The following is a 14,010-nucleotide window of genomic DNA, read 5'->3' on the forward strand; positions in this document are numbered from 1 at the left end:
GTCTTCCTCCGAGCTGGAGTGTCTTCTGCCATGACCGTTTCCGTTTCCTCTTCGGTTTCCCGGGTCGTCCTCGCCGGCGGCATCGCCCTCTCCTCCGTCGTCCTGCTCTCCGGCACGGCCTTCGCGCACGTCAGCGTGCAGCCGCAGGGCGAGGCCGCCAAGGGCGGCTACGCGACCGTCAACATCAAGGTCCCGAACGAGCGCGACAACGCCTCCACCGTGAAGCTGGAGGTCAACTTCCCGCTCGACCACCCGCTGGCCTCCGTCATGCCGCAGCCCATCCCCGGCTGGAAGGCCGAGGTGACCAAGAGCAAGCTCGACAAGCCGCTCGAACTGCACGGCAAGACGATCAACGAGGCCGTCTCCAAGGTGACCTGGACCGCCGACGGCTCGAAGATCGGCCCCGGCCAGTTCCAGCAGTTCCCGCTCTCCCTCGGACAGCTGCCCGAGGACACCGACGAGCTCGTGCTCAAGGCGATCCAGACGTACGACAACAAGGAGGTCGTGCGCTGGATCGAGGAGTCCAAGGAGGGCGCGGAGGAGCCGCAGAACCCGGCCCCCGTCCTGAAGCTCTCCGCCGCCTCCGCCGACCACCACGGCGGCGGCACCAAGCCCACCGCCTCGGCCTCCGCCGACGCCGAGCACGGGCACGACGACAAGGCCGGCGGCCACGAGGAGACCGCCGCCGCGCCCTCGTCCACCGACACCACGGCCCGCATCCTCGGCGTCGTCGGGATCCTCGTCGGCATCGCCGGTGTCGCCTTCGGCGTCCTCGCCGGCCGCCGCCGCTCCGCCTGACGGCCGCGCCCTCACCCAGAACGAAAGAACCACCATGTCTGAAGAGAAGACGCCCGGGACGAGCGCGTCCCGGCCCGGGCGGCGCACCCCGCTGGTCATCGCGGCCGTCGCCATCGCCGCGGCGATCGGCCTCACCGCGGCCGTCGGCCTCGGCGACAAGGACGACAAGGCCTCCGGGCCGGTCGCCGAGGTCACCGGCGGCACCGAATCCACCAAGGCGGCCACCGTCCTCGACCGGCCGTTCACCAAGCCCGACCTCGTCCTCACCGACACCAAGGGCGAGAAGTACGACCTGCGCGAGCGCACCAAGGGCAAGCCGACCCTCATCTACTTCGGCTACACGCACTGCCCCGACGTCTGCCCCATGACGATGAGCAACATCGCCATCGCCAAGAAGCAGCTCCCCAAGGCCGACCAGGACAAGCTCCAGGTCGTCTTCGTCACCACCGACCCCGAGCGGGACACCTCCGCCGAGCTCGCCAAGTGGCTGCCCGCCGCCGGCGACCCCTCCTTCACCGGTCTCACCGGCGACTTCTCCGCCATCCAGGCGGGAGCCCGCCAGATCGGCATCGGCATCGACCCGCCGAAGGTGGAGAACGGCAACGTCGTCTCCATGCACGGCGCCCAGGTGGTCGCCTTCTCGCCCACGACCGACCAGGGCTACGTCCTGTACGGCGAGGACGCGTCGATCGACGACTACGCCAAGGACCTGCCGAAGCTCATCAAGGGGGAGAACCCGTGAACCGCCGCACCACCGCCCTGTCCGCCGCCGTGGCCCTGGCCGCCTCGCTCGCGCTGACCGGGTGCTCTTCGGAGAACGACAAGCCGAAGCTGGAGGTCAGCGGCGCGTTCATGCCCCAGCCGGTGATGGACATGGCCGGCGGCTTCCTCACCATCAAGAACGACGGCGGCACGGCGGACAAGCTCACCTCCGTCACCAGCCCGCTCTCGGACGACATCACCATGCACGAGACGAAGAGCCAGAAGATGCGGGAGGTGAAGTCCTTCGACATCCCCGCGAACGGCGAGCTCTCCCTGGCGCGCGGTGGCAACCACATCATGTTCATGGAGCTGAAGAAGAAGCCGAAGCAGGGCGAGAAGGTCAGCATCGAGCTGCACTTCGAGAAGTCCGACCCCATCACGGTCGACGTCCCCGTCGAGGCTCCCAACCACAACCCGAAGCAGCACTGAGCTCGTTGACGACGCCTGCCCAGAGTTGACGGAGTGACTCAGAGATGACAACCACCGCCCCGCGCCTCGGTACCGCCCTGGCCCGGCTGCTCGTCCTCGCGGCCGCGCTCCTCGGCACGCTCCTCGCCGGCGCCGCGCCCGCCTCCGCGCACGCGGCGCTGACCGGAAGCGACCCGAAGGACGGGGCGGTGGTCGCCACCGCCCCCAAGGAGGTCAACCTCACCTTCTCCGAACAGGTGGCCATGAGCGCCGACTCGATCCGGGTCCTCGACCCGGCGGGCCGGCGGGCCGACACCGGAGAGATCCGGGACCTGTGCAGCGGCTCCGTCGTCCGGTACGGGGTGGGTCTCCGCGCCGGGCTGCCCGACGGCACCTACACCGTCGCCTGGCAGACCGTCTCGGCCGACAGCCACCCCATCGCGGGCGCCTTCACCTTCTCCATCGGCGCCCCCTCCACCACCTCGGTCGCGCTGCCCGACCGGAACGTCGGCGGCGGTCCCGTCGGCGTCCTCTACGGCATCGCCCGCTACCTCTCGTACGCCGCCTTCGCCGTCCTCGTCGGCGGCGGCGCCTTCGTCCTGGCCTGCTGGCCGCGCGGCGCGAGCGTCCGGCCGGTCCAGCAGACGGTCGTACGGGCCTGGCTGACCCTCACGGGAGCGACGCTGGCGCTGCTGCTCCTGCGCAACCCGTACACCGGCTCCGGCGAGCTCTCCGACGCCTTCGACCTGGCGGGTCTGAAGGCCGTCCTGGAGACCAAGACCGGGGCGGCCCTCACCTCCCGGCTGCTGCTGCTCGGCGCGGCCGCACTGTTCGTGGCCGTGCTCTTCGGCGCCTTCGCCCGGCGCACCGACCCGAAGGAGAAGAAGGACCTCACCTTCGGTCTCGCCATCGGCGGCTCCGTCGTCGCCGCGGGCATCGCGGGCACCTGGGCCCTGGCCGAGCACGCCTCGACCGGGATCCAGCCCGGTATCGCCATGCCGGTCGACATCCTGCACCTCCTCGCCGTGGCCGCCTGGCTCGGCGGCCTCACCGTCCTCCTCGTCGCCCTCTACCGGGCGCCGTCCCTCGACCGCCGGGCGGTCACCCGCTTCTCGACGGTCGCCCTCGGCTCGGTGACCGTCCTCGCGGCCACCGGGCTCTACCAGTCCTGGCGCCAGGTCGGCTCCTGGTCCGCCCTCACCGACACCCGCTACGGCCAGCTCCTCCTCGTCAAGATCGGCCTCGTCGCCGTCCTCGTCGGCATCGCCTGGACCTCCCGCCGCTGGACCCAACGCCTCGCAACTCCCGCCGAGAGCTCCGAGGCCTCCGAGGACTCCGCCGAGGCTTCGGACGCCGGCGAGGCTTCGGACGCCGGCGAGGCTTCGGAGGCCGGCGACGCTTCGGAAGCCGGCGAGGCTTCGGGGCTCGCGGAGGAGGTCGGTCCTGAGCGGGCCGCTCAGCTCGCGCGGCAGCGGGCCGCCGTGGCGACCGCGCGGCGGAAGCGGGAGCGGGACGCGGATCCCGAGCGGGCGGGACTGCGCCGCTCGGTGCTGACCGAGGCCGCCGTCGCGGTCGTGCTGCTCGCCGTGACCACGATCCTCACCTCCACCGAGCCCGGCCGCACCGAGGAGGAGGCCGGGAGGTCGGGTGCCACGTCCGCCGGCCCGGCCGCGGTGCCCGACCGGCCCGTGGACATCCGGCTGCCCTTCGACACCGGGGGCGTCGACGGCAAGGGCGTCGTCCGGCTCAGCCTCGACCCCGGCCGCACCGGCGCCAACGGGCTCCACATCTTCGTCGAGCGCCCCAACGGCAAGCCCCTGGACGTCCCGGAGATCAAGGTGGCCCTCACCCTGGAGGCGAAGGACGTCGGCCCGCTGCCCGTCGCCCCCGACCGGATCCAGACCGGACACTGGAGCGCGAGCGGCGTCCAGATCCCGATGCCGGGCGAGTGGAAGATCCAGGTCACCGTCCGCACCTCCGACATCGACCAGACCACCATCGACAAGAACGTGAAGATCGGCTGAGCGACGTGACCGACAGCGACAACCTTGAGATCTCCCGGCGGCGCCTGCTCGGCACCGTCGGCGCGGCGGGCGCGGCCGGCCTCGTCATCGGCGCGGCCGGCGGAGTCGGCGTCTCCGCCGCCGTCTCCGGCGACGACACGGCCGGTGGCCCCGGAGCGGGTGGCTCGCCCGCGCTGACCTCCGTCGGCGCGACCGAGGTGATGTTTCACGGGAAACATCAGGCCGGCATCACCGATCCCCTCCAGGCGCGCGGCCATCTGATCGCCTTCGACCTCGCCCCCGGTGCCGGCCGCAAGGAGGCCGCCGCCCTGCTGCGCCGCTGGTCGGCCACGGCGAAGGTGCTGATGGCGGGCAAGGCGCCGGCCGGTGACACGGGTATCGCGCTGGACGCGGGCCCCTCCTCCCTCACGGTCACCTTCGGCTTCGGCCGTACCTTCTTCGACCGCACCGGGCTCGCCTCCCGCCGCCCCGCCGCGCTCGACCCGCTGCCGGCCTTCTCCGCCGACGCGCTGGACCCGAAGCGCTCGGAGGGCGATCTGTGGGTGCAGATCGGCGCCGACGACGCGCTCGTCGCCTTCCACGCGCTGCGGGCCCTCCAGAAGGACGCGGGTGACGCGGCCCGGGTCCGCTGGCAGATGAACGGCTTCAACCGCTCGGCCGGTGCCACCGCGAAGCCGATGACCGCCCGCAATCTGATGGGCCAGGTCGACGGCACCGGGAACCCGAAGCCCACCGACCCCGACTTCGACCGGCGGATCTTCGTCCCGGCCGGCGGCGAGCAGGAGTGGATGGCCGGCGGCTCGTACGCGGTGGTGCGCCGGATCCGGATGCTGCTCGACGACTGGGAGAAGCTGCCGCTGGACCGGCAGGAGAAGGTGATCGGGCGGCGGAAGTCCGACGGGGCCCCGCTCAGCGGCGGCACCGAGACCACCGAGCCCGACCTGAACAAGTTCGGTCCCGACGGGAAGACGGTGATCCCGGACAACGCCCACTCCCGGATCTCCGCCCCCGAACAGAACGGCGGGGCGGCGATGCTGCGCAGGCCCTTCTCCTTCCACGACGGGATCGGCCCGGACGGGACTCCGGACGCCGGGCTCCTCTTCGTCTGCTGGCAGGCGGACCCCCTGCGGGGCTTCGTACCGGTGCAGCGCAAGCTCGACCGGGGCGACGCCCTGTCCGCGTTCATCCGCCACGAGGCCAGCGGCCTCTTCGCGGCTCCCGGCGGCCCCGCCGCGGGCGAGTACGTGGGCCAGCGGCTCCTGGAGGCCTGAGCCGGGGCGGGCGCGGGAGTCCGTGCCGCGGGCGCGGGAGTCCGTTCGAGCGGGCCGCCCGCGGTCGCGGCGAGCATTAGGGTGACGGTATGTCCGCCACCCGGTTCACGTATCTCGGCCCCGAGGGCACCTTCACGGAAGCCGCGCTCCGTACGCTGCCGGAGGCGGCGACGCGGGAGCTCGTCCCGATGGTCTCCGTCCCGGCCGCGCTCGACGCCGTACGGAACGGGGAGGCCGCCGCCGCGCTCGTCCCGATCGAGAACTCGGTCGAGGGCGGGGTGACCGCGACCCTGGACGAGCTGGCCTCCGGCGAGCCGCTGATGATCTACCGCGAGGTGCTCCTTCCGATCGCCTTCGCGCTGCTCGTGCGGCCCGGCACCAAGCTCTCGGAGATCAAGACGGTGACGGGCCACCCGGTGGCCCAGCCCCAGGTGCGGAACTGGCTGCGGGCGCACCTGCCCGACGCGCTGTGGGAGTCGGCCGCGTCGAACGCGGACGGCGCGCGCCTCGTGCAGGAGGGCCGTTTCGACGCCGCCTTCGCGGGTGAGTTCGCGGCGGCGACGTACGGTCTCGAAGCGCTGGTCACGGAGATCCACGACGCGGAGAACGCCGAGACCCGCTTCGTGCTGGTGGGCCGGCCGGCCCGTCCCTCGGCGCCGACGGGCGCCGACAAGACCTCGCTGGTGCTGTGGCTGGGTGACGATCATCCGGGTGCCCTCCTCGAACTGCTCCAGGAATTCGCGGTGCGCGGGGTGAACCTGATGCTGATCCAGTCCCGCCCCACGGGGGCCGGGATCGGGAACTACTGCTTCGCCGTGGACGCCGAGGGCCATATCTCGGACCGGCGGGTGGGCGAGGCGCTGATGGGGCTCAAGCGGATCTGCCCCCGGGTGCGCTTCCTCGGCTCGTACCCGAGGGCCGGTGTCTCGGCCGAGGACGTGCTGCCGCTGCGGCGCGGTACTTCGGACCAGGCGTTCACGGCTGCCTCCGACTGGTTGGCGAGGGCCCAGGACGGTCGGGCCTGATCCGCATACTGACCGACCGCTCCCTCCGCCGGGAGCGGTCGTCCACAGGTACGAACCACTAGTCCTACCTGCATACTTTTCGGTTACCCACAGAGGTTATCCACAGGCACCTCGCCCAACCTGGGGACAAGTCGACAGCGCACCCCGACAAGGTCGACAAATCGCCCTGACGACTCCTCGCCCGCCCGTGGTCCGTCCACAGCGCCCGGATGACGCCCACGTCAGCGCCCCTCGCCCGATCAACTCTTTGGAGCGAGCAATTCCCACCCAAATGAGTGGGCGAATGGTGTTTGATCACGGAATTCCCAGGAGTGGCGCCGGAAATCCACGCACCCTTCCCCGTAGTCCACAGATCTTCCGCACAGCCTGTGGATAAGTGAATGCCGGCCCCCCGACCTCGGCATTTTCCCGGGTCTCAATTCGGGCAAAACAACACGCGCGACCTTATCCGGTGGGGTCCGGCGAACGGGCACCGGTAGCCTGGTGGGGTGATTGACCTTCGCCTGCTCCGTGAGGACCCCGACCGTGTTCGCGCCTCCCAGCGCGCCCGTGGAGAGGACGTCGAGCTCGTCGACGCCCTGCTCTCCGCCGATGAGCGGCGCAGGTCGTCCGGCGTCCGCTTCGACGAGCTCCGATCCGAGCAGAAGGCGCTCGGCAAGCTGATCCCCAAGGCCACCCCCGAGGAGCGCGCCGAGCTCCTGCAGAAGGCCGAGCAGCTCAAGACCGACGTCAAGGCCGCCGAGGCCGAGCAGAACGAGGCCGACGAGACGGCCAAGCAGCTGCTCCTCCAGCTCGGGAACATCGTCCACACCGACGTGCCCGTCGGCGGCGAGGAGGACTTCGTCGTCCTCGAGACGCACGGCACCATCCGCGACTTCGCGGCCGAGGGCTTCGAGCCCAAGGACCACCTGGAGCTCGGCGAGGCGCTGGGCGCCATCGACGTCGAGCGCGGCGCCAAGGTCTCCGGCTCGCGCTTCTACTACCTGACCGGCGTCGGCGCCCTCCTGGAGCTCGCCCTGGTCAACGCGGCGATCGCCCAGGCCACCGAGGCCGGCTTCATCCCGATGCTGACCCCCGCGCTGGTCCGTCCGCGCGCCATGGAGGGCACCGGTTTCCTCGGCCAGGCCGCGGAGAACGTGTACCACCTGGAGAAGGACGACTACTACCTCGTCGGCACGTCCGAGGTGCCCCTCGCGGCGTACCACATGGACGAGATCATCGACGCCGACAAGCTGCCGCTGCGGTACGCGGGCTTCTCGCCCTGCTTCCGCCGCGAGGCCGGCACGTACGGCAAGGACACCCGGGGCATCTTCCGCGTCCACCAGTTCGACAAGGTCGAGATGTTCTCGTACGTCGCGCCCGAGGACGCGGAGAGCGAGCACAAGCGGCTCCTGGAGTGGGAGAAGCAGTGGCTGACCTCGCTCGAGCTGCCGTTCCAGGTCATCGACGTCGCCACCGGTGACCTCGGCGCCTCCGCCTCCCGCAAGTTCGACTGCGAGGCGTGGATCCCGACCCAGGGCAAGTACCGCGAGCTGACCTCGGCGTCGAACTGCGACAGCTTCCAGGCCCGCCGGCTCTCCGTCCGCATGCGCGACGAGCAGGGCGGCAAGAAGACCGTGCAGCCGCTGGCCACCCTGAACGGCACGCTGTGCGCCGTACCGCGCACGATCGTGGCGATCCTGGAGAACCACCAGCTGGCCGACGGCTCGGTGCGGGTGCCCGAGGTCCTGCGGCCGTACCTCGGCGGACGCGAGGTCCTGGAGCCGATCGCCAAGTGAGCCCGTTCCCCTACCGCCTGGTCGCGACGGATCTCGACGGCACGCTGCTGCGGTCCGACGAGTCCGTCTCGGACCGCACGCGGAACGCGCTCGCCGCCGCGACGGCGGCGGGCGCCGCGCACATCGTGGTCACCGGCCGGGCGGTGCCCTGGACCCGGCACATCCTCGACGACCTCGGCTATGAGGGCATCGCGGTGTGCGGGCAGGGCGCGCAGGTCTACCACGCCGGTGAGCACCGGCTGCTGACCTCGCTGACCCTGGACCGGCAGCTGGCGGGGCTCGCGCTCTCCAAGATCGAGGCCGAGGTCGGCCCGCTGGCCCTGGCCGCGAGCCGCGACGGCCTGGACGGCGAGGTCCTGATGGGCCCGGGCTACAAGGCCCAGGAAGGGCCCCTGCCGTACGTGCCGTACGAGGACCCGGCCGAGCTGTGGTCGGCGCCGCTGACCAAGCTGTACGTCCAGCACCCGACGCTCACCGACGACGAGCTGACCCGGGCGGCCCGCGAGACGGTCGGCGGCCTCGTCGACGTCGTCATGGCGGGCCCGGGGATCGTCGAGATCCTCCCGCTCGGTCTGAGCAAGGCGACCGGTCTTTCGCTCGCCGCCCGCAGGCTGGGCGTGAAGGCGGCGGACACCATCGCCTTCGGCGACATGCCGAACGACATCCCGATGTTCGGCTGGGCGGCCCACGGCGTGGCCATGGGCAACGCGCACGAGGAGCTGCGTGCGGTGGCGGACGAGGTGACGGCCTCCAACGAGGAGGACGGCATCGCCGTCGTCCTGGAGCGTCTGCTGGCCGCCTGAGGCACCCGGCACCGCGTGGAACCGCACGAAGGCCCGCTCCCCCAAGGGAGCGGGCCTTCGCGGGTCACGGCCCGCGCGGACCTCGACAGGTCCGGGCGCTCGAAGCGGCCGCCCCGGGGAGTCCCCCGTGCTCCCCGTACAACTAGTGTGCGCCGGACCGCCGTTCGGGAGCGAGGGGTTTTCCGCGGGTCAGCGGATACCAGGCGAGTCCGATCGCCAGCGAGATCGCGTGGCCGAGGTCGGTGTACGTCCGGTCGGTGAGCAGCGGTACGAGGAAGAACGCGACCGCCCCCGCGAGGTAGAACCAGCGCCAGGGGTTCGGCAGCCGGTAGGTCAGGATCCCGGCCGAGGCGGCGAGGCCGTAGCTGACGCCGATGTCGACGACGTGCGCCATGCTGCGGGGCACGTCGTGGAGCTGGATGGCCGCGAGGACCACCTGCTGGCTGATGAGCGTCGCCGCGATGTGCGCGGTGGCGACGACGAGGAGCCATTTCGCGGTGCCGAGCCAGCGTTCCACGGGCGCGTGCAGGACTTCGAAGAGCACCGCGTACAGCAGCAGGTCGGCGGGGTCCTCGATCCAGAAGGCGCTGCCGAGCAGGGCGCGCAGCGGGTGGTGCGCGAGCTGGTGGAGGTTGCTGCTGTTGCGGTGGAGGAGATAGGTCTCCAGGCCCTGCGGGGAGAGCGCGATGACGAGGCTGGTGATCGCGATGACCGCCAGCCACACATGCGTACCGGGTGACGAACGCACCCACGACCTGATCGGCCGGGACGGTTCGCCACCCGGGGAGGTTTTGCTCGGCACATTTCAGTGCCTATCACCCGAAGGCGGAGAAACCTCAGAAATTGATCATGTGTCCGGCGATGCCGTGGATCGCTTCCTTCACGGCCTCGCCCAGCGTCGGGTGAGCGTGGACGTTCCGGGCGACCTCGTGGACGGTGAGGTCCCACTGCTGGGCCAGGGTCAGCTCGGGCAGCAGCTCGGTGACGTCCGGGCCGATCAGGTGGGCGCCGATGATCTCGCCGTGGGTGCCGTCGGCGATGATCTTGACGAAGCCGGTGGCGTCGCCCAGACCGTGCGCCTTGCCGTTCGCGACGAACGGGAACTTGGCGACCTTGACGTCGAAGCCCTTCTCGCGGGCCTGCGCCTCGGTCCAGCCGAAGCTGGCGATCTGCGGCTGGCAGTACGTCGCGCGCGGGATCATCGGGTAGTCGAGCTCCATCGTCTCGGCGTCCCCGATGGTCTCGGCCGCGATGACGCCCATGGCCTCGGCGGTGTGCGCGAGCATCAGCTTCGCGGTGACGTCACCGATGGCGTAGATGTGCGGCACCGAGGTGCGGCAGCGGCCGTCGACGTCGATCGCACCGCGCTCGGTGAGCGCGACGCCGGTGGCCTCAAGGCCGTAGCCGGTGACGTTCGGGGCGAAACCGATGGCCTGCAGGACCTTGTCGGCCTCCAGGACCTTGCTGACGCCGTCCTTGCCGGTGACCGTGACGCGGACCTGCGGGCCGGACTCGTCGATGGCCTCCACGCGGGTCGAGGTGAGGACGTCGATGCCGAGCTTGCGGTACTGCTTCGCCAGCTCCTTCGAGACCTCTTCGTCCTCCAGCGGGGCGATGCGGTCGAGGAACTCGACGATCGTGACCTTGGTGCCGTAGTTGTTCAGCACGTAGGCGAACTCGATGCCGATCGCACCGGCGCCGGCGATGACGATCGACTTCGGCGCGTCCTCGGCCAGGATCTGCTGCTCGTAGGAGACGACACGGTCGCTCAGGGCGGTACCGGGGAGCAGTCGCGGGGTGGCGCCGGTGGCGATGATGCAGTTGTCGAACGTGATCGTCTCCGAGGTGCCGTCGGTCTTGGCCACCTGGAGGGTGTTCGCGTCGAGGAACGTGCCCCGTCCCTGGAACTCCGTGATGCCGTTCTTCTTCATGAGGAAGTGGACGCCCTTGACCCGGCCGTCCGCGACCGTGCGGCTGCGGCGGAAGGCCTCGCCGTAGTCGAAGGAGACGGTGCCGTCGACCTTGATGCCGAAGGTCTTGGCCTCGTGGTTGAAGATGTGGGCGAGTTCGGCGTTGCGCAGCAGCGCCTTGGTGGGGATGCAGCCGACGTTCAGGCAGACACCGCCCCAGTACTTCTCCTCGACGACCGCGACCCGCTTGCCCAGCTGGGCGGCGCGGATGGCGGCGACGTAGCCGCCGGGGCCAGCTCCGAGTACGACGACGTCGAAGCGGTCTGACATGACTGACTCCCGAGGGTGGTGAGGGTGTTCGGTCCACGTACGGGCCCACAGTAGTCCCGAGTCCCCGGGACGGTCAGTTGTAGGATGACTGGGCAACCGGGCGAATGGAGAGGTGCGGAACGGCATGGCGGCACTGAAGGCGGCGGGGCGCACCTCGCTGGTGGACTCGGTCGTGGAGCAGCTGCGCACCCAGCTCACGACCGGCGAATGGGCGGTCGGCGACCGCATCCCGACCGAGCACGAGCTCGCGCAGCAGCTCGGCGTGGGCCGCAACACGGTCCGCGAGGCGGTCCGGGTCCTCGTCCACGCCGGCCTCCTGGAGTCCCGCCAGGGCAACGGCACCTTCGTCCGGTCGACCGCCGATCCGGCCGCCGTCCTGCGCGGAGTGCGCCACGCGGGCGCGTCCGACGTCCTCGAACTCCGGATCGCCCTGGAGGCCGAGGCCGCCCGGCTCGCGGCCGCCCGGCGCGACACCCACGACCTGCTGCGGCTGCGGGCCGCCCTGACCTCCCTGCGGGAGGAGGGCGACCGGGACGCGGACGCGGACCTCGCCTTCCACCTGGCCGTCGTGGGCGCCACCCACAACGCGGCCTTCGTCGAGGTCTACCGCTTCTTCTCCGCCCAGGTGCACGAGGTGCTCGTGAAGGCCCTCGGCGACCACGAGATGCCGCCGGTCGACATCGACGCCCACGAGGCCCTGGTCGCGGCGATCGAGTCGGCCGACCCCGACGCGGCCGAGCGCCAGGCCCGCGAGCTGCTGCGGGTCCCCATGGAGACCGTCGCCGCCCTCACCGAGCCCACCCGATGAGCCCCGGGACCCACGCCGGCGAATCCCGCGCGGAACAGCCGGTCCGCGTGCTCGTGGACGCCGAGGCCGGCGTCCTGCGGACCGCCGGAGCAGCGGCCGCCCGGCGCGCGCTGCTCGCGCACCCGGCGGTGCTCCTGACCGGCATCGTGCTGGCCTCCCTGAACATGCGGGCCGCGCTCGCCAGCGTGGCGCCCCTGGTCGGCGAGATGGCCGAGACCTTCGGACTCTCCTCGACGGCGAGCTCCCTGGTGACCTCGGTGCCCGTGCTGTTCCTCGGCCTGGGCGCGCTGGTGGCCCCCTGGCTCGGCCGCCGCTTCGGTGCCGAGCGCGTGCTGTTCGCGGCGCTCCTGCTGCTCGCCGCCGGCATCCTCGCCCGCGTACTGCCGTCCGTGTACGCCCTGTACGGCGGCGGGATCCTCGTCGGCACGGCGATCGCCCTGCTCAACGTCCTGACGCCGGGCCTGATCAAGCGGGACTTCCCCGACCGGGCCGCGGCGATGACCTCGGTCTACACCGGCGCGATGATCGCCGGCGCGACGCTGGCCGCGGCCGCCGCGGTGCCGCTGGAGAAGGCCCTGGGCGGCGGCTGGCAGGCCTCGCTCGGCGTCTGGTCGCTGCTCGCCGTGGTCGCCGCCGTCGCCTGGCTGCCGCAGGTGCTGATCGCCCGCGGCCGTACCGGTCACGAGGTACGGGCCGTCCCGGCCGCCGGCACCCGCCCCGTACGCGTCTGGCGCTCGGCCCTCGCCTGGCAGGTCACGCTCTTCATGGGCCTGCAGTCGCTGTGGTCGTACGTCCTCGTCGCCTGGATGCCGACGATGTTCACCGACCACGGGATGAGCCGCTCCACCGCCGGCGTGGTCTTCGCCTTCAACAACCTGATCCAGGTCGCCGGCGCCTTCCTCGTCCCGCTGCTCGCGGGCCGGATGCGGAGCCAGCGCCCGCTGATCGTGCTGGTCACCACGCTGGTGGCGGCCGGTTACGCCGGACTGATGACGGCGCCCGTGCAGGGTGCCTGGCTCTGGTCCGCGGTGCTCGGCGTCGGCCAGGGCGGGGCGGTGGGCCTCGCCCTCACCCTGATCGTGCTGCGCTCCGGGGACGCGCTGACCGCGGCCCGGCTGTCCGGGATGGCCCAGACGGTGGGCTATCTGCTCGCCGCGGCGGGCCCGCTGGCGGCCGGCGCCCTCCATCAGGCCACCGGCTCCTGGACCTTGCCCATCTGCCTGATCCTCGGCGTCTGCGCCGCCGCCCTCGCCGTGGGCCTCCTCGCGGCCCGCGACCGGACGGTGTGACGGGCCCCGAGACGGAGGCGGTACGGCTCCGGGGCCGTAGCGCCTCCGTCTCCGTCTCCGTCTCCGTCTCCGGGGACTACTCCTCGCCCGCCAGCTTCAGGGTCCGCAGCTTGTGGCCGGCGAACCAGGTCGCCACGACCGTGACCGCCACCAGGAACGTCACCGCCGTCGGGAGCGCGACCTCGGAGGTGACCAGGCCGTCGCCGGTGACCTTCTCCGCGAGGGCCAGCGCCCACTGCTGGACGCTCAGGGTCTTCGCACCGGCTATCAGGGAGCCGAACAGGGCCTCCCACACCAGGGCGTAGACCAGGCCGATCACCACCGCGTGCCGGCTGACCGTGCCGAGCAGCAGGAACAGCGCGCTGTAGGCGATGGACGCCACCAGGGCCGCCACCGTGTACGCCACGGCCACCTGCTGGCCGTTGCCGTTGAGGATGAAGCCGGCGATCAGTGTCGGGACGGCGGAGAAGACCATCGTGACCGCTATCGCCACGATCAGCTTGGTGAAGATGATCGTGGGCCGCTTCACCGGCTTGGACAGCAGATAGACGATCGAGCCGTCGTCGATCTCGGGCCCGATCGCGCCCGTGCCGGCGATCACGCCGATCAGCGGGACCATCGTGGCCAGCGCGAAGCCGCCGAGGACATCGGCCGCGACCTGGTCGTCGGCGCCGTTGAAACCGCGGACCGCCGCCGAGATGAGCAGCAGCATGCCGGGCAGCAGGAAGAGGATCAGCGCCCTGCGGCGGCCGAGCAGGGCCCGGTAGGTGAGCCGGGCGACTGTGGGGTTGTACATCGGTCAGG

13 protein-coding genes are annotated in these 14,010 nt (G+C 71.4%); 10 read left to right on the plus strand and 3 right to left on the minus strand.

Going from position 1 to position 14,010, the window contains the following annotated elements:
• Positions 1-30 precede the first annotated feature (30 nt).
• From ACZ7G1_RS18420 to ACZ7G1_RS18455, 8 genes are all read left to right on the plus strand, one after another.
• On the plus strand, positions 31-798 hold the full coding sequence (locus ACZ7G1_RS18420; RefSeq protein WP_470882226.1) for a YcnI family copper-binding membrane protein: 768 nt from the start codon (positions 31-33) through the stop codon (positions 796-798).
• 34 nt (positions 799-832) lie between these two features.
• A complete protein-coding gene (locus tag ACZ7G1_RS18425) occupies positions 833-1,540 on the plus strand; it encodes an SCO family protein (RefSeq protein WP_470882225.1) in 708 nt (235 codons plus the stop codon).
• Positions 1,537-1,989, plus strand: a complete 453-nt coding sequence (locus tag ACZ7G1_RS18430; protein WP_470882223.1) for a copper chaperone PCu(A)C — start codon at positions 1,537-1,539, stop codon at positions 1,987-1,989. Before ACZ7G1_RS18425 ends, ACZ7G1_RS18430 begins: the two co-directional genes overlap by 4 nt.
• 44 nt (positions 1,990-2,033) lie before the next feature.
• A complete protein-coding gene (locus ACZ7G1_RS18435) occupies positions 2,034-3,992 on the plus strand; it encodes a copper resistance CopC/CopD family protein (RefSeq protein WP_470882221.1) in 1,959 nt (652 codons plus the stop codon).
• 5 nt (positions 3,993-3,997) lie between these two features.
• On the plus strand, positions 3,998-5,263 hold the full coding sequence (gene efeB / locus ACZ7G1_RS18440) for an iron uptake transporter deferrochelatase/peroxidase subunit (protein ID WP_470882220.1): 1,266 nt from the start codon (positions 3,998-4,000) through the stop codon (positions 5,261-5,263).
• 89 nt (positions 5,264-5,352) lie between these two features.
• Positions 5,353-6,288: a prephenate dehydratase gene (gene pheA, locus ACZ7G1_RS18445; RefSeq protein WP_470882218.1), complete on the plus strand. Its 936-nt coding sequence runs from the start codon at positions 5,353-5,355 to the stop codon at positions 6,286-6,288.
• A gap of 488 nt (positions 6,289-6,776) precedes the next feature.
• A complete protein-coding gene (gene serS / locus ACZ7G1_RS18450) occupies positions 6,777-8,066 on the plus strand; it encodes a serine--tRNA ligase (protein ID WP_470882216.1) in 1,290 nt (429 codons plus the stop codon).
• Positions 8,063-8,869 carry an HAD family hydrolase gene (locus ACZ7G1_RS18455; protein WP_470882214.1) on the plus strand — a complete coding sequence of 269 codons (807 nt, stop codon included), beginning with the start codon at positions 8,063-8,065 and terminating at the stop codon, positions 8,867-8,869. Before serS ends, ACZ7G1_RS18455 begins: the two co-directional genes overlap by 4 nt.
• Positions 8,870-9,011: 142 nt before the next feature.
• Here ACZ7G1_RS18455 and ACZ7G1_RS18460 read toward each other — a convergent pair whose 3' ends face one another.
• Positions 9,012-9,671 (minus strand): rhomboid-like protein, encoded by a 660-nt coding sequence (locus ACZ7G1_RS18460; protein WP_470882212.1) that lies wholly within the window; start codon positions 9,669-9,671, stop codon positions 9,012-9,014.
• 34 nt (positions 9,672-9,705) lie between these two features.
• Entirely contained in the window at positions 9,706-11,109 is a 1,404-nt protein-coding gene (gene lpdA, locus ACZ7G1_RS18465; RefSeq protein ID WP_471204196.1) for a dihydrolipoyl dehydrogenase, read from the minus strand.
• Positions 11,110-11,233: 124 nt separating this feature from the next.
• Here lpdA and ACZ7G1_RS18470 point away from each other — a divergent pair, with 124 nt between their 5' ends.
• Together ACZ7G1_RS18470 and ACZ7G1_RS18475 are read left to right on the plus strand one after the other, a co-directional pair.
• Positions 11,234-11,917 (plus strand): FadR/GntR family transcriptional regulator, encoded by a 684-nt coding sequence (locus ACZ7G1_RS18470; protein ID WP_470880832.1) that lies wholly within the window; start codon positions 11,234-11,236, stop codon positions 11,915-11,917.
• Positions 11,914-13,206, plus strand: a complete 1,293-nt coding sequence (locus tag ACZ7G1_RS18475) for a CynX/NimT family MFS transporter (protein WP_470880831.1) — start codon at positions 11,914-11,916, stop codon at positions 13,204-13,206. Before ACZ7G1_RS18470 ends, ACZ7G1_RS18475 begins: the two co-directional genes overlap by 4 nt.
• 76 nt (positions 13,207-13,282) lie before the next feature.
• Here the strand turns inward: ACZ7G1_RS18475 and ACZ7G1_RS18480 are convergent, their stop codons facing one another.
• Positions 13,283-14,002 carry an ABC transporter permease gene (locus ACZ7G1_RS18480; RefSeq protein WP_470880830.1) on the minus strand — a complete coding sequence of 240 codons (720 nt, stop codon included), beginning with the start codon at positions 14,000-14,002 and terminating at the stop codon, positions 13,283-13,285.
• Positions 14,003-14,010 lie beyond the last annotated feature (8 nt).

The organism is Streptomyces sp. NPDC037273 (assembly GCF_055603625.1).